The sequence below is a fragment of the Pirellulales bacterium genome (assembly GCA_035546535.1).
Lineage (GTDB): Bacteria > Planctomycetota > Planctomycetia > Pirellulales > JACPPG01 > JACPPG01.
On the sequence record DASZWQ010000064.1, the window covers coordinates 1 to 23,413 of the forward strand.

The window sequence follows — 23,413 nt, forward strand, 5'->3', positions numbered from 1 at the left end:
GACCCTTTGCCCGACTAAACCGGAACAAAGTGGTTCATTCTCAGCGATCAATTTGAAGTCGTGCGCGCTCATGCTTGAATGCAAGTTGCGTTTGGCCAACTACTTGAAACAAAATCAAAAAAGTTCAACCGGACAGTACTGTCGGCATGTTTACCATCGTCGAGATATTCGCGCCCCTTAACAATCGCTTCTTCGAGGTTTTTGATGCGTTTAAGTACAGCCTGTTTCTTCGATGGCATTTGCATTGACTTCCAGCGCTTTCTCGAAAAAGCTGGTCGAAGTTGCAGACACGACCGGTAAGCCCAACAACACAGAGCTGGGACGCTGCCATCCGGCAGGAGCCCTTTTTAGCCTTCGCCCTCCAAATTCTAGGCCTTTCCGCGCTAACAAGCCGGACGGCCTATTTCGCGAATTTAGCGAAAGGATCGACGTTGGCGTCACGGTGCCACTGGTACTCGGTGCCATGGGCGACCCGTTCGGCCGTTTGTTCGCCGTACAGCCGCGCGATCACGGCCAGGGCCATATCCATTCCGGCCGAGACACCCGAACTGGTCACGCGATTGCCGTCCTCGACCCACCGCGCTTCCTTGACCCAATTGACCTTCGGTCCTTGCTTCTCGGCGAACTGGAAGAATTGCTTGTTCGAAGTCGCGCGGCGGCCGTCGAGCAATCCGGCCTTGGCCAACAGCGCCGAGCCCGAGCAAACGCTCATCACGATCTCCGCCCGCTCGGCGCGATCGCGCAGCCAGGTCAACAGCGGCTCGTTCCCCAACTGCGTGGCGGTGCCGAATCCGCCGGGCACGAGAATCAAGTCCAGCGGCGGACAATTATCGAACGCGTAATCAGCCACGACCTTCGGCCCTTGCGCGCTTGTGATCGGCCCGGCCTGGTAGCCGACCATGACGATCTTCACGCGATTACCTACGGCGCCGAACATCTCGACCGGACCATAGACGTCCAACAGCTCGAAGCGCGGATAGAGGACCACGCCGAGCGTGCGCGTCGGCGCCTGTGCGCCGCCCGTGGACGATTCGTCGCCCGCCCTGGCGGACGCATCGATGCCCGCGAACATTGCGGTAACGATTGTGAGTTGGCCTAGCCGCCGAGCGGCGCGCGATGGCAGTGCTAGCGTGAGCATGAGAGTGCCCTCTAGAGGTTTGAAGTGCTGTCAGTAACGACCACGCACGCCAGCCGCTCAAATGGTAGCCGATCGAGCGACTCGCGGCCATTAGCTGCAAGCACCGTCGCACAGGAAGCTTGCTGACCCGTCGGAGGCGCGTCAGAACCTCGCTGTGTTACGCCGCAGGCTGCCAAAACCGCGAACTGTTCGATCGCTTTTGCCGCTCCAAACTGCCGAGTCGCACCAGCCGCCCACGTGTCTGCAGGTGGCCAGTGCTGCGGGACGAAGTAATCGTAGATGCCTATGATTCTCGTGCCGCGACCGTTCACGCTGCGCTCGCGTTTTCACCTCTCGTTGCGACCCATTCGTCGATCATGACCCCTGACGCTGTTCAAGCACCGCTCCACCCGAGCGACCGACGCTGGTCCCTGTCCCATGCCGTGGCAGCCTGGATCGCCGACCTGGGCGACATGGTGATCACGTGGGTGGCGGCGCTCGGCGACATCATGATCTTTGGTGGCCGGACGTTTTTGTGGCTGGTGTCACGGATGCCGCGGCGCGAAACCCTGTTGCCGAACTTCTACCAGATCGGCGTGCTCAGCCTGCCGGTCGTCGCCCTGACGGGCACGTTCATCGGTATGGTGCTGGCCGTGCAAAGTTATTCGCAATTCCGCATCGTTCATTTGGAAACCCGGCTCGGTGCGATCATCAATATGTCGCTGGTCCGCGAGTTGGGCCCGGTGCTGGCCGCCACGATGCTGGCCGGACGGGTCGGTAGCGCCATGGCTGCCGAGCTAGGCACGATGCGCGTCACCGAGCAGATCGACGCCCTGTCGAGTATGGGCGCGAATCCCGTGCAGTACCTGGTCGTGCCGCGGTTCATCGGCTGCCTGTTCCTGATCCCCACGCTGACGATCATGGCCGACTTCATGGGCGTGGTCGGCGGCTGGTTCTACAGCACGCAGCTGTTGGGCATCGACAATCACCACTACTGGGAAAACGCGCAAGAATTCGTCGGCGCGTTTGACCTCTTCGGCGGCGTTTTCAAGAGCCTGTTCTTCGGCGCCGCCATCGCGCTGATCAGTTGCCATCGCGGGTTTCATTGCGATCCGGGGGCCGAAGGGGTGGGCCGCGCGGCTTATAGCGCGTTTGTCAATTCCTTCGTCGTGATCTTGATGCTCGATTTCTTCCTGGGCATCTTTCTCGACTCGGTTTACTACTTTCTCTGGCCGCAAGGGACGTCGTTGCTGTGAGCACCTCGCGACCTAAAGACCAGAAAGCAGCCGACCGCAACCTGGTCGAAGTGCACGATTTGTACGTGCAATTCGGTCGGCAGCGCGTGCTGCGCGGCATCAACCTCGACGTGCCACGCGGGCAGACGCTAGGGCTGATCGGCGAAAGCGGTTGCGGCAAGACCGTGCTCCTGAAGACCATTATCGGCCTGGTACATCCCACGCGCGGCGAAGTGCTGTTCGACGGCGTCAACCTCACCAAGGTCGGCGACCGCGAGCTGACCCGGCAGCGCATCCGTTTCGGGTTTCTGTTTCAACAGGCGGCGCTATTCGACAGCATGAACGTCGAACAGAACGTCTCCTTCCCACTGCGGCAACACACGAAAAAGACACCCGAAGAGATTCACCAGATCGTCCTCGAACGGCTTGCCGAAGTCGGGTTGCCCACGACGGCGCTGGCCAAAAAACCGGCCGAGCTGTCGGGCGGCATGCGCAAACGCGTCGGTCTGGCCCGGGCCCTGGCACTCGATCCCGAGATCATGCTCTACGACGAGCCGACCACGGGGCTCGATCCGATCATGAGCGACGTGATCAACGAATTGATCATCCGCACGCGCGAGCGCTATCCCGTGACCAGCATCGTGGTCACGCACGACATGCACACGGCGCAGAAGGTGACGGACCGCGTCGTCATGCTCTTTCCGATCGCCCGGCTTGGGTCGGACGATGCCCAGATGATCTACGACGGGTCGCCGAAAACCCTCGAGACTTGCCCTGACAAGCGCGTCTGGCAATTCGTGCATGGCGAGGCGGGCGAACGCCTCATGGAAATGCGCGAAATGGCCGCCAGCCGCAACAATAGCTAACCCACCAGACGCAAATCATGGACGAAAGAGTCGTACAGTTTCGGGTGGGCGTGATGGTGCTGGCGACGTTCATCATCGCTGGCATCCTGGTGGTGTTGTTCGGCTCGCTGCCCAACTTCACCACGCCGCGCAACACGGTCTATATCACGTTCCGCCAGGCGCTGGGCGTTTCGCGCGATACCCCCGTGCGCAAAAGCGGCATCCTCATCGGCCGCGTCACCGACGTCGAGCTGGAAGACTCGGGCGTGCTAATCACGGCGGAAATCAATTCGCACGTGAAGTTGTACACCAACGAAATCTGCCAGGTCGGCAGCTCGCTCCTGGGGGGCGACGCGGTCATCCAATTCGTCGGCTTCAACGACAAGTTGCCCCGCGAGCCGATCGAGAGTGGCAGCCGGATCGTGGGCATTTCGACCGTCGATCCCGCGCAGGCGATCAGCAATCTGGAAGGGACCCTGGCCACGGCCGTGTCGAGCGTGTCGACCACGAGTGATGAGATTGGCAAGTTGGCGCATCGCGTGTCGGACCTGTTGGAGAACAACGACGAGCAGATCGTGCGCGTGGTCAACAAGGCGGAACTGGCGCTGGACCAAATCCGCTTGATTGCCGACAACACGAACGCCGTGATCGGTGACAAGGGCGCACAGGAGAAACTCAAACAGGCACTGAACGACTTGCCGGACGTGCTGCGCGACACGCGCGAGGCGGTCAACGGCTTCAAAGTCACGCTGCAGGCAGCGGACCGCAACCTGCAAAACATGGAAGGACTGACCCGGCCGCTAGGCCAGCGCGGCCCGGAACTGGTCGATACGATCGACCGTACGATGAACAAGCTCGATCGCGTGATGACCGAGCTCGAGCAGTTCAGCACCTCGATCAACGATCCCAACGGTTCGCTGGGGCAGTTGATCAATAACCCCGAGCTGTATCAGCGCGTGAGCTCGTCGGTGCAGAACATCGAGAACCTGACGCGGCAGTTGCAGCCCGTGGTGCGCGACGCCCGGGAGTTCTCGAACAAGATCGCCCGGCATCCCGAGCTGTTGGGCGTGCGCGGCGCCCTCAGCCCGAGCACGGGCGCGAAGCAAGGGCTGTTCTCACCTTCGTCGACACTGCAACAAGAACAACCCTGGAACAGCCCGACGCCGGTCTGGTCGCCGACGCCGATGCCGCATTAGGAGATGTTGCACCACGGAGACACGGAGAAAATGCGGAAGTACGAATGCAAAATGATGAGCGGAAGAAATCGGTACCGGCGAACATCTTCCTCTTCGCTCATCAACTATCGCTAAGCGCTTCGCCATCCATCGTTTTGCATTTTCTCCGTGCCTCTGTGTCTCCGTGGTGTAATTCATTTCCACGCCGCCAGCGCGTTCTGTCGGTTCGCAAGCGGCATGGCGACCGGTCCTTGTTCGACGTGCGAGGCGAAGACGGCCATGATCATTTCGATGGTCGAGCGCGCGTCGTAGGCGCTGCATTTCGGTTCGCGGTTTTCGCGGATCGCGTCGATCAGGTCCAAAACCGCCACCTTGTTGCCCGCAAGCGCGCTGCCGTCGGCGAGCGGCTCGGGCTGGCCTAGTCCGGCCGTCGATATGTCTTGCCATGCGCGGCCGCTGCGGCCCGGCGACCAGTTGGGATCGTCGAGGTATTTCACGTTGGGCACGTAGCCAGTTTGAATTTCGATCAATCCCGCCGAACCGCAGATCAGCAAGCCGAACCGCGACGACTGCCCTCCGCCGCGCACGGAGTTGAAATAAGCGGTGACCCCGTCGGGCATGCCATACGTGGCGCTCACGCTATTGCCCGCCAGTGGCCCCAATCCCTCGGGCCCCTCCTTCACATCGGCAGGCTGTGCTGGCCGGCCGTCGACCGCCACTGTGCCGAAGCACCACTGCGGCGCGCCGCCGAAGGTGCAAATCAGGTTCATGATGTGCGAGCCGAGCACGAAGAGATCTTCGCCGCCTCCGCGCTGATCTTCTTTCCCGCGGCCGCGCAACTCGAGAATCTTGCCAATGCGACCGGCCGCGATCATGTCGCGCACCACGTCGATCTTCGGGCTGTAACGCGTCTGGTGCGCGATCGCCAGCCGTGTGTGCGTGCGCTCACAGGCGGCGATGATTTCGTCGGATTCGGCCGGCGAGCGGCAAAACGGCTTTTCCATGAAGATGTGGATCCCGCGCTCGGCGGCCGCCACCGTCATGTCGCGATGCTGATCGACCCAGCGCGGCGCGATCGCCACGATGTCGGGCTTCACCTCGTCGAGCATCTGCCGGTAGTCGGCGTACGTGCGGTCGACGCCTAAGCGCTTTGCCGCCGCGGCCAGGCCCATGCGGTCGTCGTCGGCCACCGCCACGACCTTGGTCGCAGGCACCTCGGCCCAGACGGTGTCGATGGCATGTCCGTAATCGCCGCGACCGGTTCGTCCGATCACCGCAACGCGAAATGTGTCGGGCATGATGTTTTCGCCTCCGAGGAGAATTACAAGGCACGGCCGCGCGACATGTGTGCCACTGGTGGCTTGTCCACAAGTGCCGCGTGGCAAACGGCAATTTCGTAGGGTGCTCTGTGAGCACCGAAGTCGAAACGGGGTGGTGCGCACAGCGCACCCACCCCTTTCAAGCTGTCATTTTGAATGCTTGTATTACCGCTACCGTTTTCACGTCGCGTAACGCAAAGCCATGATGTGCAATGTCTTCGTACATGTGGAACGCGATCGAACCGGAGCGAGACGCGTGGACGCGCTCGACGGATCTCGACGCGTTGCGGCGCGCGTCGCGCCACGACGAAATCGAATTCTCCCATGTTTTCCCGGACGAGAGTGTATCGCAGCGCAACGCATCCTGCGTCCGATCGGTCAACGCGCTTGTGGTCAATGCTCAAACTCCTGAAAAATCATACACTTGTAGCCGAAGCAGATCCTCGATGACAGCTTGAAAGGGGTGGCACAGCGCACCCTACTGTTTGGCGCTCTCCGTTTTCATCTCTTCCACCGGCGGCAGGCAGCGGGCCAGGACGGTGTCGGCGTCTGCGCCGGCCGGCAGATCGTTAGCCGCCGGCGTCACCTCGCGCATGTGCTCGGCGAGTTTCTCGGTCAGCTGCGCGACGAGCGCAGCACGCTCCGGGCGCGCGGCCAGATTCGTCATTTCGTCGGGATCGGCCTGCATATCAAACAGCCACACCGTCTTTCCCGGTAACGGGCGGCCGGTCGCGTAGCCATCTTGCCGTTCGCGCCGGCCGGTCGAGTAGACCAGTTTCCACCGATCGGTGCGCACCGCGGCTTCCTCGTTCTCGGCGTATTCGATGAAGACGCAATCGCGATGCCTATCGGCCGTGCCATCGAGCAACCGCGCGAGCGAGCGCCCTTGGACCGCGTCCGGCATATTGACGCCGCATACGTCGAGAATCGTCGGCGCGACGTCGATCAGTTCGACCAATGCCGATGAGACGGTTCCGGCGCGCACGCGCCCCGGCAGCTGCATAACAAGCGGCACGCGGATGGCTGGCTCGAAGCTGCAATGCTTTTCGAACCGGCCGTGCTGACCAAGCATGTAGCCGTGGTCCCCGGTATAGACGACCAGCGTGTCGTCGGCATGGCCTGCGGCCGCCAGGGCGTCGAGCACCAGGCCCACGTTCTTGTCGAGGAACTCGACCGACGTGTAATACGCCGCCTCAATCCCTTGCTTCTCGGCAGAAGTCAGATCGCGGAAGATCGCGGGAATCTGCGCGTCGTCGTCGGCGCCGAGCGGGAAGACTGGCATCTGGGCAGGGTCATGCCTCCCGCGGAACTCAACCGGAAAATGAAACGGCGAGTGCGGTTCGTAAAAACTGACCATCAGGAAGAAGGGCTGTTCGCCGGCGGCTTGCAACGCGCGCGCGGCCTCACCGGCGAAGAACGTCCCTGCCATGTCGGAGTCGTGCGCGGCATACGGGCGGCAAAAGCTGTTCAGCCAGATCCGCGCCGGATCTTGAAATGGTTTCCACGCCGGCAAAACGGCAACGCCCTCGGGCAGCGGCTCGCGCTTTCGTGTGGCAATCCAGCGCTGATACTCAGGCATGTCGATGCGCGTGTCGAACCCGTGTTTGAGCGCGCTATTAAAGTGCATCTTGCCGATACTCGTCGTGCGATAGCCGGCATCCCGCAAAATTTCGGCCAGTGTCGTTTCGTTTTCCGATAGTGCCGTCTTCAGCACCGTCACGCCCACACTGTGCGGATAACGCCCGGTCAAAAACGACTGACGCGAGGCGGTACACACCGGTGCGTTGCAATACGCGCGGGCGAAACGGGTGCCTTGGGCGGCCAGTTGATCGAGCCGCGGCGTGCGCACCCGTTCGTTTCCATCGGCCCCCATGACGTAGGCCGCATGGTCGTCGGCACAGATCCAGAGCACGTTCGGCCGCGCGGCAAGGGCCGTCGCGGCGCAGAATGCAACCCACAGAATGGCAAGCAGCGGTGTGCCGACTCTTGCCGACTCGCAGTGCAAGGCCGCGAAACCAGAAAAGGAGCATCGCCGACTCTGGAACCTGGTCGGCACTGCTTGCGAAATAGGCTCGTGCATGCCCCGATGATAGACTGGCGGCGCGTCGCGAGCGAGCCGCAGCGGGGCGGCTTGGCCAAACCTCATTCTTGTCGCCACGGGGCCGTCATGAATCTCGAAACGCTCTTCAGCATTGCCGGCGCCATCGCACTTCCGGGCTGGCTGCTCTTGATTTTCGTTCCATGGTGGCGGTGGGCCACGCAGCTAATCGCGCCGTTTGTCATTCCGCTCATATTGGCGCTTATGTACGCGTACCTGATGGTCACGAATCTGGCGAACGGTAACGGAAACTTCCATAGCCTGGCCGGCGTGCGCGGATTGTTCGAAGTCGACGCGCTGCTCCTGGCGGGTTGGATTCATTACCTCGCGTTCGACTTGTTCATCGGCAGTTGGGAGGTGCGCGACTCGCGCCGCCGCGGCATCTCGCACCTTTTGATCGTGCCGTGCCTGATTGGCACGTTCATGCTCGGGCCGATCGGGCTGGCGTTGTATTTCGCGATTCGCGCAGCGATGCGGCGAACCGTCTGGATCGACGACGGCGTTGCTGGGGCGGGCGAAACCGCCGCGGTAAGCTGAGAAAGTTTCGATACGACAGAGAGTCGCCCGGGAAACCCGGGGATTTCGGGCTCCGGCAAACTGTTTGCCTCGCCATTCCGCCTCCGCTTATATTAGCGGGATGAGGGGATATGCGCCGGAGCCGGCGCACGTCACTGTCCACTCCGGTCGCAGAGGGCCTGCGCGGCATTTTGCGACTCCCGCCGTGGCAAGTCGAAACTTGCCGACCGTGGACGCGATCGCCCGGGTCCCTTGATCCGCAACTGCCCGCCGTAACCCATTGAAGCCAACTATTCGAGGTCGCGGATGAAACTCGCGCGCCTGCTGTTTTCTGTTTTCGTTGTCGCGCTGTTTTTCCTGAATAGTGAGATACGCGCCGAGGATGCCAAGCCCGCCGCCGAGCGTCCGCCGGTCAGCTTCTTTCGCGACATTCGCCCGATCCTGCAAGACCGCTGCCAGGGGTGTCATCAGCCGGCCAAGGCCTTGGGCGGGCTCACGCTCACCAGCTACGCCACGTTGGTCAAGGGGGGCGAGAGTGGCGAGGCGGGTGTAGTTCCGGGCAAGCCGGACGACAGCGAGCTATTGTCGCAGATTCTGCCCAGCGGGAACGATCCGCCGGCCATGCCCAAGGGCGCGCCGGCGCTGAAGCCCGATCAGATCGACCTCGTGCGGCGGTGGATCGCCGAGGGCGCCAAGGATGACACGCCGGACGCGGCCGAGATCGCCATCGATCGCGATCATCCGCCCGTCTATGCCGCGCCGCCGGTGATTACGTCGCTCGATTATTCGCCCGACGGCGCACTGCTGGCCGTTTCGGGTTATCACGAGGTGTTATTGCACAAAGCGGACGGCGCCGGCGGCGCGTCCGGCAGTATTGCGGCGCGGCTGGTGGGCTTGTCCGAACGGATCGAGTCGGCCCGCTTCTCGCCCGACGGAAAGCGGCTGGCCGTGACGGGTGGTTCGCCGGGTCGTTTCGGCGAATTGCAGATCTGGGACGTGGCGAGCGGTGAACTGAAGCAATCGGTGCTGGTTACCTATGACACGATCTACGGCGCGAGCTGGTCCGGCGACGGCGGCAAGGTCGCCTTCGGCTGTGCCGACAACACCTGCCGCGCGATCGATGCGGCGAGCGGCAAGCAGGTGTTTTTTCAAGGCGCGCACAACGATTGGGTGCTCGATACCGTATTTTCCGCCGACAGCTCGCACCTGGTGAGCATCAGTCGCGATCGCTCGATGAAGTTGAACGAAGTCGCCACCGAGCGTTTCGTGGACAATATCACCAGCATCACGCCCGGCGCGCTCAAGGGCGGGCTCATGACGATCGACCGCAACCCGAAGAATGACGAATTGCTTGTCGGCGGGGCGGACGGAACGCCGAAGATCTATCAAATGCACCGCACCAAGGCGCGGCAAATCGGCGACGACTTCAACCTCATCCGCGCGTTCGAGGCGATGCCAGGCCGTATCTTTTCGGTCCGCTATAGCGCCGACGCCTCGCGCATCGTGGCCGGCAGCTCAAGCGACGGTGCCGGCGAAGTGCGGGTTTATAACGAAGCCGATGCGAAGTTGGTATCGCGTTTTGCTACCGAGCATGGCGCGGTCTACAGCGTCGCTTTCCGGCCTGATGGCAAGGAAGTCGCCGTGGGCGGTTTCGACGGCATGGTGCGCATTTACGATCCCACGTCAGGCAGTATGTTGCGCGAGTTCATGCCGGTGCCGCTCGCGCCGGCCGCGGCGCAACAAGCTGCGCGATAACGACTCCCAAACGAAACTCGAAATTCATCGATCGATCCATAACTCCACAGAGCTGATCGCTATGAATCGCACAAGATATGGACGCCTGGCGAGAAACACGGTGCTGATCGTGGCCGGGCTGGTGGTTATGACTGCTTCGACCTTCGCAGCCGACGAGCTGGCCCTTGAAAAGCTGCCCGAGGGGATGCAGCTCGCCAGGTTGGAGGTCCTGCCCGCATCGATTGCACTGGCCAACCGCTACGCTTATGCGCAACTGCTCATTACGGGCGTCTCGGCCGATGGTTCGCGGATCGACGTCACGCGCATGGCCCAGGTCGAAGACCCCGCGGGCCTGGTGAAACTGAACGATCACCGCCTGGTGCGACCGGTGGCCGACGGTGAAACGGCGCTGCGCATTTCGCTAGCAGGCCAAACAGCGGACGTGCCGGTCAAAGTCGCGGGGTACGCGGCCGATTATCCGGTCGATTACGTACGCGACGTGATGCCCACCATGTCGAAGATGGGATGCAATGCCGGCACGTGCCACGGCGCGGCCAACGGCAAGAACGGGTTCAAACTTTCGCTGCGCGGTTACGATCCGCTCTTCGATCATCGCGCCCTGACCGACGATCTGGCCGGCCGGCGCTTTAACCGCGCCGCGCCCGATCAGAGCCTGATGCTGCTCAAACCGTCGGGCGGCGTGCCGCACGTGGGCGGCGTGCTGACGCATCCGGGCGAGCCGTATTACGAGCTGCTGCGCGCGTGGATCGCGGCCGGCGTGAAGCTGAATCTCGACACGCCCCGAGTGACCAAGATCGACGTCTATCCGCAGGGACCGCAGATCCCGCTGCCGGGCATGAAGCAGCAAGTGATCGTGATGGCCACTTACGCCGATGGGGCAGTGCGCGACGTCACGGCCGAAGCATTCTTGGAAAGCAGCCTGACCGACGTGGTGGAGGTCGACAAGCAAGGTTTGGCCACTGGCACGCGGCGCGGAGAGGCGTCGCTTCTGGCCCGCTACGAAGGGGCCTATGCAGCCACGACCGTCGTCGTGATGGGCGATCGTAGCGGCTTCGCCTGGCAGGATCCACCGGCCAACAATCACCTCGATACGCTGGTTTACAACAAGTTGAAGAAGGTGAAGGTGCTGCCCAGCGACCTGTGCACCGACGCCGAGTTTGTCCGCCGCGTCTATCTCGACCTGGTGGGCGTGCCCCCGCAGCCGGAAGTGGTGCGGGCCTTTCTCGCCGACACGCGCGAAACCAGGCTCAAACGCGAGGAATTGATCGATCGGCTGATTGGCGGACCGGAATTCGTCGACCACTGGACGAACAAGTGGGCCGACTTGCTGCAAGTGAACCGAAAGTTCTTGGGCGAAGAGGGAGCCTGGGCGTTTCGAAACTGGATTCGCCAGGCGCTGTCGGACAACATGCCCTACGATCAGTTCGTGTACAGCGTTCTGACGGCGTCGGGCTCGACGATGGAGAATCCGCCCGCGTCGTACTACAAGGTCCTTCGCGCGCCAGCGGACGTGATGGAGAACACGACGCAGCTCTTCCTGGCCGTGCGCTTCAACTGCAACAAGTGCCACGATCACCCGTTCGAGCGCTGGACGCAGGACCAGTATTACCAGCTAGCGGCGTATTTCGCGCACGTGGGCCGCAAGGCTGATCCCGAATTCGCCGATCGCAAGATCGGCGGCACCGCGGTCGAGCAGGCGCTACCGCTGTCGGAAATCGTCTATGACCAGGGAGCCGGCGAAGTGACGCACGAGCGTACCGGAAAAGTCACGCCGCCCAAGTTCCCTTACCAATACGCAGGGTCGGACAGCGCCGCCGCGGCGCCCTCGCGCCGTGACCAATTGGCGCACTGGATCACGTCGAAGGACAACCCCTATTTCGCCAAGAGTTACGTGAACCGGATTTGGAGCTACCTGTTGGGGGTCGGCATCATCGAACCGATCGACGATATTCGCGCCGGCAATCCGCCCACGAATCCCGAGCTGCTCGATCGGCTGACGGCCGATTTCATCAACAGCGGGTTCAACGTGCGCGAGCTGTTCCGCGAGATTTGCAAGTCGCGCGTTTATCAGCAGTCGATCACTACGAACAAGTGGAACCAGGACGATGACATCAACTTCGCACACGCCCTGGCGCGGCGCTTGCCGGCCGAGACGCTGTACGACGCCGTACACGCGGCGACCGGTTCGCGGCCAAAGTTGCCGGGCGTGCCCGAGGGCTTTCTGGCGACGCAGTTGCCCGATAGCGGCGTGGAACTGGCCGACGGCTTTTTGAATCTGTTTGGCCGCCCGCCGCGCGAAAGCGCCTGCGAGTGCGAACGTTCGACCGGCGTTATGCTCGGTCAGGCGCTGAACCTGGTGAATGGTCCCACGATCGCCGAAGCGATTGCCGATCCGCAAAATCGCATCGCGTCGCTGGTGGGCGCGCAGGCCGACGACTCGAAGCTTGTCGAAGAATTGTTCGTGGCGATTTTGAATCGCTTTCCAAAGCCCGAGGAATCGGCCGCGGGCGTCGCTGCGATCAACGCGGCGAAAGAAGAATACAACCTGTTGCAGGCCAAAGTCGATGCGTTCGAGCGCGAACAATTGCCGGCACGGCAAGCTGCGTGGGAAAAAGAGCAGCAGCCCGTGACCTGGACGCCGCTCGCTGTGGCATCGGCTACGTCGATGGCGGGAACGACGTTGACGCCGCAGCCGGATGGCTCGATCGCCGCCACTGGTGTGAGCCCTGACAAGGATACGTACACGATCGTCGGTACGACGCGGTTGGCAGGCATCACCGCTTTGCGCATCGAGGTTCTGGCCGATCCGAGCCTGCCATCGGGCGGCCCGGGACGCGCTCCGAATGGAAACTTCGTGCTTGGAAATGTGCGAGTGACCGCGGCGCCCTTGGCCGATCTGGCGGCGGGCAAAGCTGTGGCGCTGCAAGGGGGCGTGGCCGACTTCTCCCAGGAAGGCTATCCAGCGGCCAACGCCATCGATGGAGACGGCAACTCGGGCTGGGCCGTCGCCACCGCCGCTGGCAAATCGCACCTGGCGATTTTCGAAACGGCCGCCGACATCGGCACGGCCGAAGGGAGCGTCTTGTCACTCGTGCTCGATCAACCGTACGGCGGGCAGCACACGCTCGGCCGATTCCGCATCATGGCAACAAACGCGCCGCGGCCGGTGAAGCTCGATTCGCTTCCGGCCCCCGTGGCCGAGGCGCTCGTGATTGCGGCCGACAAGCGCACGCCGGAACAGCAAGCGGCCATCACGGCGCATTTCCGCAGCCAGGATGCTGAATGGTTGCGTTTGAACGCCACGCTCGAAACGGCCCGGCAGGCCCACGGTCAATACCGGCTGCAGGGTGCACAGGATCTGGCGTGGGCGCTAATCAACAGCCCGGCGTTCTTGTTCAACCGCTGAGTCCGAGGGGCGTCGCTCTTACGACTCGACGAATTCCTCGGCGGCGTCGCGCATGACCTGCACGTCGGCGTCGATGCCGGTCCATAGTTTGAAGCCGATCGCCCCCTGGTTGACGATCATGCCCACGCCGTCGAGCGTTTTGAAGCCGGCCTGCTGACTCTTGCGCACCAGCCGCGTGACCGGCGGGCTGGCGATCACGTCGGCCACGACCAGGTGCCGCGGCGCCGCGTCGAGGTTCACCGGTACGCGGGCCGATTCGTCGTTCAGACCGATCGACGTGGCGTTAACGAGCACGTCGGTATCGGAAGTGACGCGGAAATCGCCTTCCCAGGGAATGAGCGCCGCAGGCGTGTGGGTCTTTTCGTTCAAGCGATCGACCAGCGATTGCCCGCGCTCGATCGAGCGATTGACGACCGAGATCGTGGCCGCGCCAGCCAGCGCCAGTTCGACGGCGATCGCCCGGGCCGCGCCGCCGGCGCCCAAGAGCATGATGCGTTTTCCAGCCGGATCAACGACACCGCGCAAGGACTGCAAGAAGCCCTTGCCGTCGGTGTTCTCGCCGACCAATTGCTCGCCATCGCGAACGATGCAGTTCACAGCGCCGATCAAGGCCGCGGCGTCGGTCAATCGGTCGAGGTACTCGAGAACGGGCACCTTGTGCGGTTTGGTGATGTTGGCCCCGCGAAAGCCCAGCGCGCGGATGCCGCGAATCGCATCCCCCAGATTTTCGGGCGTGACTTCCAACGTCAGGTAACGCCAATCGAGACCATGATGGATGAACAATTTCTCCATCATGTACTGTGTCGGATTACCGGCAACGGCCTGGCCCAAGAGAGCGCACACCTCTTGCAAAATAGATCGGGGCACGGCAAATCATCCGTCGAACTAAGGGAGGTGGTGCAATGACACCGGCCGGGAATGCGAGTGTCTCGGGCCGGATGAATCGCCTCAATCATCCCCGCTGCCGCCCCAATTTTCAACCACCGCGGTGGTCGAAAAACATCATTTGCCGATTGTCGCGACGGTCACGGCATCCACAGCCCGGGCGATCCGCCGCGAGACGTGTCGACGGGCGACTTCGGCTTGCGCCGCGCCTTGATCCGGACATATGGCGCCACGTACCGGCTGCGATGCGCGAATTCGCCCGGCGAGGATTGCGCATCGGCATGAACCGGTTCGAGTAAATCCTCGATGACGAAGCCGGCGCGGCACATTTCGCCGATCAACTCTTCCCAGCGATGCAGAAATTCGAGCGTCCCTTCCTCGCGATGCGGGCTTTGGGCCACCGGCGGTAGCGGTCCGTTACGATAATAGGGCTCGACGAGCTCATAGCCGCGCGCGCTTGCCCGTACGTCGGCCTGCAGGCTGCCGGGCTGTTTGTGCTGACTGATATAAACACCACCGGCCGCGATCACGCGTCCCACTTCGCGATACATCCGCGATACGTCAGGGATGTAACAAGAGCTGACCGGCTGGATGACGATGTCGAATTCGTCGGCCGCAAAGCACGACAGGTCGTCCATCGACGCTTCCACCGCGCGAATATTCAATCCGCGCTCGGTCGCTACGGCGCGATCGAGCGCGAGCATGGCGGGGCTGATGTCGACGACCGTCACCTGCGCGCCGGCTGCCGCGTAGAACGCGCTTTGCCGCCCGCCGCCAGCGGCGAGGCAGAGGACGCGCCGGCGGGCGACACCTTCCTCGAGCCAGGAATCGCCGGCGACCGTGGCGGGCGAATCGGCGATGTCGCTGTCGCGCGCCGGCCGTGTGAAACGCTGCTGCCGCGACACCAGCGCATCCCACGCACGGGCGTTATGCTGCCGGGCAACGGACGAGAAATCTGCGGGCTCGCGGTTCATCGCCGCAGTTTAATGCCCGCCGCGACCAGCACCAGGGCGACGGCAGCCAAGGCGGCGGTGGCCGGCTCGGGGACCGGCTGTACGACCATCACGGTGTCACTAAACCCAGCGCCCGGGCCCGATTGACTCAGTACAAAGGCCACGCGCCCGCCGGCTGCACCGCTGAAGGGGGCGAAATCGGTCGTGCCTGGCAAATAAGCGAGGCTTTCGCCGAATTCGCTGCCACTGGCCGTCGGCAGACTGAGGATGCCGTCGGCTGCGTTGCTCCCCAGGCCCGGCTGGAACAATCCAAAGGTGTAGGGATTGGCGCCGCTGTCGGTCGATACCGGCACGCTACCGGTTACCAACAAGTGATCGCCCGAGGTGACGGCCAGGTCGAAGCTACCGACGTTGGAGGTTAATAACTGCGGAGAACCGCTGGTCGCCGTCGCGTCGCCGGTACCGGAAAGCGTGACCTGGAAAATCGATGACGTGGGAGGGCCGCCGCTGAAGTTAAAAGCGCCGGTCTGATAGATCAGGTGCCCTTGCGAGTCGAAGCCCATGCCGGCGGTGTAATCCTGTCCGGTATTGATCACCGGGTTCGCCGCGCCCGTCGAGCGGTTGATTTCGTAGATCGACGCTCCGGGTCCCTGAATGCCCGGGCCTCCGGCGGCGTCTGAAACGAAGATGTCGCCATTCGGTCGCACCGCAACTTGAGAAATAAACGGCACGACGCTGAAGCCGGGATCACTCAAAATCGTGCTGGGCGTGACGTTGACGTGTCCGCTCGAGATCGAGCCCGTCACGGGCACGGAAAATAGATAATCGCCACCATCCGAGTCGGTGATGAGCAAACCGCCCGTGATCGGATCCCAGGTGACACCGCCGACGCTGCCGAAGCCGCCGAAGTCGCTCGTATCCTGCACTTGAATTGGCGTCCCGAGCGAACCGTCGCTATGCACGACGTCGATCGTATGCGACGGCGAGTTAAACGAACCCTCGACGATGTACAACGTGCCATCCGGGCTGTAAGCCACACCTGCGGCGTTGGTCGTAACCGACGAGAGGTCGGTCGTCTGGAAGCCTGGCGCAAGAAACGGAGCGGCGACCACGGGCGTCGAGGCATATAGCAAGCAGCCACCCGCCAGGACGATCATCAGGCAGGTACGTTCGAAAAAATCAAATTGCATGGAATCTTTCCTTTCGAGGAGCATCATGGGTGTCAGCGGCCGTGCGGGCCGCTATTCAATCAAGTAATCAGCATCGCCATTCGCGCGGGTACAGAGAGGCCCCAGGACCTTGAAATCAATCGAAGCATCAAGGAAATGGGCGCTGCCATCGCACATCAGCACCTGGGCGGCGCCGACGTGGTCAGACCAGATTTCGTTGTCCTGGAAAATGTTCACGCTCTTGGTCGAATCGAAAATGTTTTCGCCATTGGCCCATTCGCCACCCGTCAAGCTGCCCCGGCCCGTGTCCTCGGCGATGATGATGGTGTGACTCAGGCCATCGACAATTTCTGATTGGCGAATGCTGCGGTCGTAAAGCATCACGCCGTTGGCATAGAGCGAAAGCGGCAGCAGCCCGTTACCAAACATTCCGCCATAATCGCTGCAGGCGCGCATGGCGCCCGGCGTGAGAGGCAAGCTGCCGGTGAAATTGCCGTCGCGGTCATTGGTCAGCCGGCTGGTCGACGGGCAGAGATAAACCGCGATCACCTGACTCGTGGCCGGTGCGTTCACCGGACTGTCGTAGCGGTACGACGTATTGAACTGGCTGCGAATGTTCTGCTGTTCGAGATACGGGAGAACGTATAGCGACCAGGCGAGTTGCTGGACATTACGATCGGTGCAGCCCGGCGGGTACGCGGCCAGGCTATCGTGATAGTTCGCGAGCGCGATGCCGATCTGCCGCAGATTGTCGCCACAGGCCGCGCGGCGGGCCGATTCCCGCGCCTGCTGCACCGCCGGCAGGAGCAGCGCCGTCAGCGCGCCGATGATGGCGATCACGACCAGGATTTCGACCAGGCTGAAGCCACGGGTCGACAATCCGCGATTTGCCCGGCAACGGCTGGCAAGCTTCGACCCGATCATGGCTGTTTCACCGCGCACGCGCGCATGCCGAGCGACGAGCAACGCGCGACCTTGGCGCACGGTTGCGCAAGCAACCGCGCATGACGGATCCCGCGTGGGCCGATCAGGGCAGCAAGCGTGCGATTAGCGGCGTCCTTCGACAGACCGAATTTCCGCAGCCTCCGTCCCTCGCGGAGAAGCTGCCGAGCACCGCATTGGTAGGTCTTCTGACTCCCGAGCTCGGGCTGAGCTGGCCTTCTCGTCGTACCGGCAGCTAACTCGCGTTAGCAGGCCGCACGACAATGGCTTGAAGCAGCTTCCCTAAGTAGCACTCGGTTACAGCGGCGGGGCCGTCCCGGAATTACACCGGAGTTCCCTGTTTGCCGGCCGGCTCAAAACGGAGCCAACCGGCCACCAATGCACGAGCCCAGAAGTTAGCAATCGCCTCGGGCGGCGTCAATAAGTGGCTGTCGATTCTCGTTTCGGCCGTGAAAAACGCCGTTTTCATTGCCGCGATGACAAATTGCCACATCTGGGTAACGCTGGCGTGGACGGGTGAAAGCTGCCTGCGGCATGGTCGCACATCGACCATCGCAAGTCGGCAGGCCGGTTACGCCGATCGTTCTGGCGCGCGCGTGACAAATCTGCCGAATAGGCTGTTCGCAACCATGCGAGCCGCGGATTTTGAACGAAAACTTGTGCGGCAGCGTAGGGGCAGAAGCGTGACGACCCCGGGTAACCTGACTACAATCGGACTATCGATTTCTCCTTTCCCGTCGTTCTCCCGTCCTGTCCCTTCCCTGCCCAGCTTGTTCCTGTAACGGCTGATAGCCCGGAATGTCCGTGCTAACAGGCCGTGAAGGTTGTCCGTCGCCCCAGCGGGTGAAAACCAACTAGGTTTCGCCCTTGGCGGCTGTAGAATCAATGAGTCGCGCGGTCGTTTTGGCCGTTCCCCCAGCCTCATAGGGTGCTTCCATGTGCGGCATCGTCGGCTACGTAGGCTTTCGCAACGCCAGTGAGTTCCTCGTCCAAGGGCTGCGCCGCCTGGAATATCGCGGCTACGACAGCTCGGGCGTTGTTACGATCACGCCGTCGGGCGAGTTTGCGCTGGCCAAGGCCGCCGGGCGACTCGACCGCCTGGTGAACATTCTGGCCGACGAGCCCGCCGACGGGCAAATCGGCATCGGGCACACGCGTTGGGCCACGCACGGCGCGGCGACCGACGCCAACGCTCATCCGCACTATGGCGGCCGGCACGATTTGGCGATCGTACACAATGGTGTCATCGAGAATTACCGCGCCCTCAAAGAGTATCTATTGAGCGCGGGTTACGAGTTCCACTCCGCCACAGATACCGAGGTCGTCGCCCATCTTGTGGCCGACTGTCTGGCCAAGGAATTGGCGCATCATGGGCATAACGGCAGTGGCAGCGCTGCGGATCGGCACGAACCCCTGATCGCCGCCGTCAGCGGCGCGCTCGCGAAGCTTCAGGGGACGTACGGGCTGGCGATCATCTTCCGTGACTATCCCGATGTGATCATCGCCGCCCGGCAAGGCAGCCCCTTGGTGGTCGGCGTGGGCGAGGACGAACATTTTGTCGCCAGCGACGCTTCGCCGCTGGTGGGCTACACGGACAAGATCGTCTACCTGGCCGAGCATGAGATTGCGGTCGTCACGGCCGACAGCCTGCGCGTCATTCACCGCGATCAGGGCGAAGTGCATCACAGCGTACAGACGCTAGAGTTGCAGTCCGGCGATGTCGACATGGGGAACTACGAGCATTTCATGCTCAAGGAGATTTTCGAGCAGCCCGAGACGTTGCGCAACGCGATGCGCGGCCGCTTGTCGGTGGACGAGGCCACGGCGCATTTCGGCGGCTTGAACCTGTCGCCGCAGCAGTTGCGCAGCGTGAATCGCATCATTCTCACGGCCTGCGGCACAAGCTGGCATTCGGCCCTGGTCGGCGAATACTTGATTGAAGAATTTGCCCGGCTGCCCGTGGAAGTGGAATACGCGAGCGAATTGCGTTACCGCAATCCGCCGATCGACAATAACACGCTGGTGTTTGCCATCACGCAAAGCGGCGAAACCGCCGACACCCTGGCGGCCTTGCGGGAAATGAAGCGGCAGGGGCATCCGACCCTGGCCATCTGCAACGTCGTTGGCTCGAGCATCGCGCAAGAGGCCGACGGCGGAATCTATCTGCACGCCGGTCCGGAAATTGGCGTGGCCTCGACCAAAGCATTCACCTCTCAAGTCGCCGTGCTGACGATGCTGGCTCTGTACTTCGGGCGTCTACGGCACCTGAGCTTTTCCCAGGGGATGAAAGTCATTGAGCGCTTGCAGGAGCTGCCGGAGAAGGTGCGGCAGGTGTTGAATGAGAACGATCGAATTCGCCGCATCGCGGAAAAGTATTACCAGTGCGGCAACTTCCTGTACCTGGGCCGGCAGTTCAATTTCCCGGCGGCACTGGAAGGCGCCTTGAAGCTCAAGGAAATCAGCTACATCCATGCCGAAGGATATCCGGCCGCAGAAATGAAGCACGGCCCGATTGCGTTGATCGACGAGAATACGCCCAGCGTATTCCTCATCCCGCACGGCGTGGTGTACGACAAAGTGATCGCCAACATGGAAGAGATCAAGGCGCGCGGTGGTCCGGTGATCGCCATCACTTGCGAAGCGGGCGCCCAGGCGGCGGAGCTGGCCGACGACGTGATTCAGATTCCCACCGTCGAAGATTTCCTGCAACCCATCGTTTCCGCCATCCCGATGCAACTCTTGGCTTATCACATCGCGGTACTGCGAGGCTGTGACGTCGACAAGCCGCGCAACCTGGCCAAGAGCGTCACGGTGGAATAGCCGGCGGCGGTAAGATTCCGGTTCCTGGACTTGCGCTCGGCGGCTGCTCGCCCTAAGCCAGCCGGCACCCGACGGTCGTAATCCGCCTCTTGCTTCCCGGCCATCCGTGACGCAAAGTGGTCACGAAGCATCCATGAGCGGCACGGTACCTTGTCGCTTTGCCGCCAAACGCGCCGCCACGACGATTCCAAGGAGCAGGCCGCTGTCATCTGTCCAGACCTGAGGGTGGGCAGATTGTTTGGCGCCTGCGGAGAATTCTTTTAGGCTTGGCGGCTGAGAAGGGGTCTTGCATCACGGACATACCGTTGGGAACACAGCGCTACCTTCGCCCTGGCGGACGACGATTACGATTCGAGGCTCTTGAATCCCGCAATCTGTTGAGCGTCACCTCAGCGCGCCCCACGGGCGACGTCAACGGCGACGGGATCGTCAACACTCAGGATCTGGCGCTGGTCAGCGCGAATTGGTTGCAGCACGGCAACCAACCGCTGGCCGGTGATGCGAATTTCGACGGCATCGTCAACGCGCAAGATCTGGCCCTGATCTCGTCGCAATTCGGCAGGGCCGCGGGCACGCTCGCGGTAGGTACGTTGACGCCACCGGCCGCCGTCGAAGGGACCACGTACACGAACGTTACCGTATCGCATTTCCTGGACGCGAATCCCACGGCAAAGGCCGGCGATTATACGGCGCTCGTTACCCTCGGCGACGGAACGAACGTTACTCTCAACAGCACTCCGACAGCGAATGGTCGCATCATCGCCGATCCAGGCGGTGGATTCGACGTTCAGATATCGCACGTGTATTTGAAGACTTTGGCGAATGCCACGTTCACGGTGCAAGTCAACGGCCCGAACGGCCAGAGCACCAGCATCAGCACGAACACGTTTTCCGTGGCGGATGCCCCGCTTACGGCTGGAAAGTTGACACCGCCGGCGGCTGTTCAAAACGTGCCGATCAAGAATGCCACGATTTTCCATTTCACGGACGGAAACCCGCTGGCGACGGCCGACGCGTTCACGGCGGTCGTCACCTTGGGAGATGGACATCGGGCGACGTTGACCAGCACGGTCAATCAATTCGGCCGCATCACGGCCAACCCCACGGGCGGCTTCGACGTGCAATTGTCGTACACCTATACGACGACGCTCGCGAATCAGACGTTCGGTGTCATGGTTTCGGACGGCGAAGGCATGACCGCCACGGCCAGCACGAGCTCGTTCTCCGTCGCCTCCTCGCAGCTGATCGGAGGAAGTTTAACGCCGCCGACGGCCGTCGTCGGTACGCCATTACACAACGTCGTTGTCTACCACTTCGCGAGCACCGACGCGAGCGCCACGCCGGGCAAGTTCACAGCGCAAGTGACACTCGGAGACGGCAACACGGTAACGCTCAATGGCACGCCCGGTTCCAATGGGCAGATCGTGGCCAATCCGAACGGCGGTTTCGACGTGCAGTTGTCGTACACCTACGCGGCCGCGCTCCAGGATCAGATTTTTGGCGTACTTGTGACGAGTACCGCGAGCGAGAGCCTGAGCGACAGCACGAACCGGTTTTCGGTGACGACGACACCCATCCAAACGACCCCGGAAATTCGGCTCGACGCCACGGCGTCCTCGACCGTTACGACGACCCCGGGGGGCGCGCTGTTCGCTGCGGCACAGAGTCAGTACATGACCGAGCCCGACAACACCACGCTCGACGGCATCTTCAACGGTGCGAAGCAATTGACCATTGAGTTCCAGGCCCGCCAGACGACGCTGGCCATCAACCGCAGTTTCCTCACCAAGTGGAACTACGGCAGTAACGGATCGATCGCGATCACGACCGGCCAACATGCTGGAGAGCAAGGCGAGATCGCTGTGTGGTTTGCCGACGCCAGCGGCAAGGCGATAAGCATCGTCGAGACTCACGGGGCCAACTTGCAAGCCAGCGTCACCTACGATATTGCCGTCGTCTATAACGCCGGGCAGGTGCAGATCTACGTTAATGGCGTGCCGCAGCAGACCAACTTCGACCTGGGTAACGTGCCGACATCGCTGGCAGCTTCGACCGGTATTCCCCTCGAATTGGGTCGTTGGAACGGGTTGGGCAATTACATCGACGGCGCAATGACGAATCTGAACATCTGGACCACGGCCAGGACGCAGTCGCAGATCCAATCGCTCCATGGAGACACACTGCCCTACGCGCAGATGAATGCCAGCCAGCGCGCCGGCCTTGTGCAATCATTCGCTCTCACTGGGGGCAGCGGTCCTGCGACCGACGCCGTGGCCGGCGCGCAAATGCAGAATCCGACGGGCGTGGTGCGCGAGCAGATCGTCACGTCCTGGAAGGGAACGGGGACGCTACCGACGGCCTTCACGCCCAGCCCGGAGGGGCAAGCGCCCGATTTATTGGCGAGCGTGCCCTCGATGAATAACCAGCCGGCGCTCAAATTCAATGGCATCAACGATGCGCTGAAGTACGCCTCGACCGTGCTGCCGAGCGAGGACAGCGGCGACGTGTTTATCGTCGCGCAATTTACCGGCGGCGGCGACAACTTCGAGGGAGACACGCTCTTCTCGGCGGCGTCGGACACGACCGCGGTCGATTACGTGTTCTTTGCTTCCTACAATCCCGGGACGAATATCGTTCCGGCGGACGCCGGCGGTGGCGTGCCCTTACCTCGCCTGCGTTTCCGCGACGATAGTTTTCAGACCGATGTGCGCGGCAGTCAGGTGATACTGCAGCCCGGCGTTACTTACGTTTTGCACTTCTGGGGTATGGGCACTGGCAAAGGCTACGGCATGACGGTCAACGGCCTGGACGTCTCGCCGCTCTATAGTGGCACATCGGCCCAGCCGGCGCCAGATTTCAACCAGGTCGCAGGCAGTTGGTTCGGGGCCTCGGCGAATCTCACGAATCTCACGATCGGCGACTTCGAAAGATCCGATGGAGCGCAAGGCTTCGCGGCCGCGCTCATTTCGGAGATCGACGTCTATGCCGGCACGGCGGCCCAGCCGGTACTGCCGCTGAGCCTCTCGCAGCAGATCGTCAACGGCTTACTCGCCAAGTACGGGGCTGCGGCGATGGGTAATGATGGCTAGGCGTGTGCTCGACGTAGGAGAACTCAGAATGCGTCCGCAGATTACACAGATTTCGCAGCTTGGTTGAAAGGGATTGAGTCGGTGTCATC

The 23,413-nt window shown here is 62.2% G+C and carries 15 protein-coding genes and 1 riboswitch; of the genes, 8 read left to right on the forward strand and 7 right to left on the reverse strand.

Annotation, left to right across the window (positions count from 1 at the left end):
* Positions 1-400 precede the first annotated feature (400 nt).
* Positions 401-1,138, reverse strand: coding sequence for a DJ-1/PfpI family protein (locus tag VHD36_08535; protein ID HVU87355.1), 738 nt, complete (start codon positions 1,136-1,138; stop codon positions 401-403).
* A gap of 452 nt (positions 1,139-1,590) precedes the next feature.
* Between VHD36_08535 and VHD36_08540 the strand changes: the two genes are divergently transcribed.
* The 3 genes from VHD36_08540 to VHD36_08550 are packed head-to-tail and all read left to right on the forward strand — an operon-like array spanning position 1,591 to position 4,393.
* Entirely contained in the window at positions 1,591-2,373 is a 783-nt protein-coding gene (locus tag VHD36_08540) for an ABC transporter permease (protein HVU87356.1), read from the forward strand.
* Positions 2,370-3,218, forward strand: a complete 849-nt coding sequence (locus VHD36_08545) for an ABC transporter ATP-binding protein (GenBank protein ID HVU87357.1) — start codon at positions 2,370-2,372, stop codon at positions 3,216-3,218. Before VHD36_08540 ends, VHD36_08545 begins: the two co-directional genes overlap by 4 nt.
* Before the next feature lie 17 nt (positions 3,219-3,235).
* The gene (locus VHD36_08550) at positions 3,236-4,393 is read left to right on the forward strand and encodes an MlaD family protein (protein HVU87358.1); all 1,158 of its coding nucleotides are present in this window, start codon (positions 3,236-3,238) and stop codon (positions 4,391-4,393) included.
* A gap of 173 nt (positions 4,394-4,566) precedes the next feature.
* Here VHD36_08550 and VHD36_08555 read toward each other — a convergent pair whose 3' ends face one another.
* Together VHD36_08555 and VHD36_08560 are read right to left on the reverse strand one after the other, a co-directional pair.
* Positions 4,567-5,670 carry a Gfo/Idh/MocA family oxidoreductase gene (locus tag VHD36_08555; GenBank protein HVU87359.1) on the reverse strand — a complete coding sequence of 368 codons (1,104 nt, stop codon included), beginning with the start codon at positions 5,668-5,670 and terminating at the stop codon, positions 4,567-4,569.
* Between the two features lie 499 nt (positions 5,671-6,169).
* On the reverse strand, positions 6,170-7,603 hold the full coding sequence (locus VHD36_08560) for a sulfatase (protein ID HVU87360.1): 1,434 nt from the start codon (positions 7,601-7,603) through the stop codon (positions 6,170-6,172).
* Between the two features lie 255 nt (positions 7,604-7,858).
* Between VHD36_08560 and VHD36_08565 the strand changes: the two genes are divergently transcribed.
* From VHD36_08565 to VHD36_08575, 3 genes are all read left to right on the forward strand, one after another.
* Positions 7,859-8,326: an ABA4-like family protein gene (locus VHD36_08565; GenBank protein ID HVU87361.1), complete on the forward strand. Its 468-nt coding sequence runs from the start codon at positions 7,859-7,861 to the stop codon at positions 8,324-8,326.
* A 285-nt stretch (positions 8,327-8,611) separates the two neighbouring features.
* The gene (locus VHD36_08570; GenBank protein HVU87362.1) at positions 8,612-10,060 is read left to right on the forward strand and encodes a c-type cytochrome domain-containing protein; all 1,449 of its coding nucleotides are present in this window, start codon (positions 8,612-8,614) and stop codon (positions 10,058-10,060) included.
* Between the two features lie 61 nt (positions 10,061-10,121).
* Positions 10,122-13,466, forward strand: coding sequence for a DUF1549 and DUF1553 domain-containing protein (locus VHD36_08575; GenBank protein HVU87363.1), 3,345 nt, complete (start codon positions 10,122-10,124; stop codon positions 13,464-13,466).
* An 18-nt stretch (positions 13,467-13,484) separates the two neighbouring features.
* Here the strand turns inward: VHD36_08575 and aroE are convergent, their stop codons facing one another.
* From aroE to VHD36_08595, 4 genes are all read right to left on the reverse strand, one after another.
* Positions 13,485-14,333: a shikimate dehydrogenase gene (aroE, locus tag VHD36_08580; GenBank protein HVU87364.1), complete on the reverse strand. Its 849-nt coding sequence runs from the start codon at positions 14,331-14,333 to the stop codon at positions 13,485-13,487.
* Between the two features lie 158 nt (positions 14,334-14,491).
* A complete protein-coding gene (locus VHD36_08585) occupies positions 14,492-15,325 on the reverse strand; it encodes a class I SAM-dependent methyltransferase (protein ID HVU87365.1) in 834 nt (277 codons plus the stop codon).
* Positions 15,322-16,494, reverse strand: a complete 1,173-nt coding sequence (locus VHD36_08590) for a PEP-CTERM sorting domain-containing protein (GenBank protein ID HVU87366.1) — start codon at positions 16,492-16,494, stop codon at positions 15,322-15,324. Before VHD36_08590 ends, VHD36_08585 begins: the two co-directional genes overlap by 4 nt.
* Before the next feature lie 51 nt (positions 16,495-16,545).
* Positions 16,546-17,397, reverse strand: a complete 852-nt coding sequence (locus tag VHD36_08595) for a DUF1559 domain-containing protein (protein HVU87367.1) — start codon at positions 17,395-17,397, stop codon at positions 16,546-16,548.
* A gap of 178 nt (positions 17,398-17,575) precedes the next feature.
* Positions 17,576-17,799, reverse strand: a riboswitch (cobalamin riboswitch).
* A gap of 552 nt (positions 17,800-18,351) precedes the next feature.
* On the opposite strand from VHD36_08595, the gene glmS reads away from it, so the two are divergent.
* Together glmS and VHD36_08605 are read left to right on the forward strand one after the other, a co-directional pair.
* Positions 18,352-20,235: a glutamine--fructose-6-phosphate transaminase (isomerizing) gene (glmS, locus tag VHD36_08600; protein HVU87368.1), complete on the forward strand. Its 1,884-nt coding sequence runs from the start codon at positions 18,352-18,354 to the stop codon at positions 20,233-20,235.
* 377 nt (positions 20,236-20,612) lie between these two features.
* A complete protein-coding gene (locus VHD36_08605) occupies positions 20,613-23,324 on the forward strand; it encodes a LamG-like jellyroll fold domain-containing protein (GenBank protein HVU87369.1) in 2,712 nt (903 codons plus the stop codon).
* The last annotated feature ends 89 nt before the right edge of the window (positions 23,325-23,413 follow it).

Coding starts and splice junctions, on each gene's coding strand:
- VHD36_08535 (HVU87355.1), bottom strand. CDS start 1,138: ATGCTCACGCTAGCACTGCCATCGCGCGCCGCTCGGCGGCTAGGCCAA.
- VHD36_08540 (HVU87356.1), top strand. CDS start 1,591: ATGGTGATCACGTGGGTGGCGGCGCTCGGCGACATCATGATCTTTGGT.
- VHD36_08550 (HVU87358.1), top strand. CDS start 3,236: ATGGACGAAAGAGTCGTACAGTTTCGGGTGGGCGTGATGGTGCTGGCG.
- VHD36_08555 (HVU87359.1), bottom strand. CDS start 5,670: ATGCCCGACACATTTCGCGTTGCGGTGATCGGACGAACCGGTCGCGGC.
- VHD36_08565 (HVU87361.1), top strand. CDS start 7,859: ATGAATCTCGAAACGCTCTTCAGCATTGCCGGCGCCATCGCACTTCCG.
- VHD36_08570 (HVU87362.1), top strand. CDS start 8,612: ATGAAACTCGCGCGCCTGCTGTTTTCTGTTTTCGTTGTCGCGCTGTTT.
- VHD36_08575 (HVU87363.1), top strand. CDS start 10,122: ATGAATCGCACAAGATATGGACGCCTGGCGAGAAACACGGTGCTGATC.
- VHD36_08585 (HVU87365.1), bottom strand. CDS start 15,325: ATGAACCGCGAGCCCGCAGATTTCTCGTCCGTTGCCCGGCAGCATAAC.
- VHD36_08590 (HVU87366.1), bottom strand. CDS start 16,494: ATGCAATTTGATTTTTTCGAACGTACCTGCCTGATGATCGTCCTGGCG.
- VHD36_08595 (HVU87367.1), bottom strand. CDS start 17,397: ATGATCGGGTCGAAGCTTGCCAGCCGTTGCCGGGCAAATCGCGGATTG.
- glmS (HVU87368.1), top strand. CDS start 18,352: ATGTGCGGCATCGTCGGCTACGTAGGCTTTCGCAACGCCAGTGAGTTC.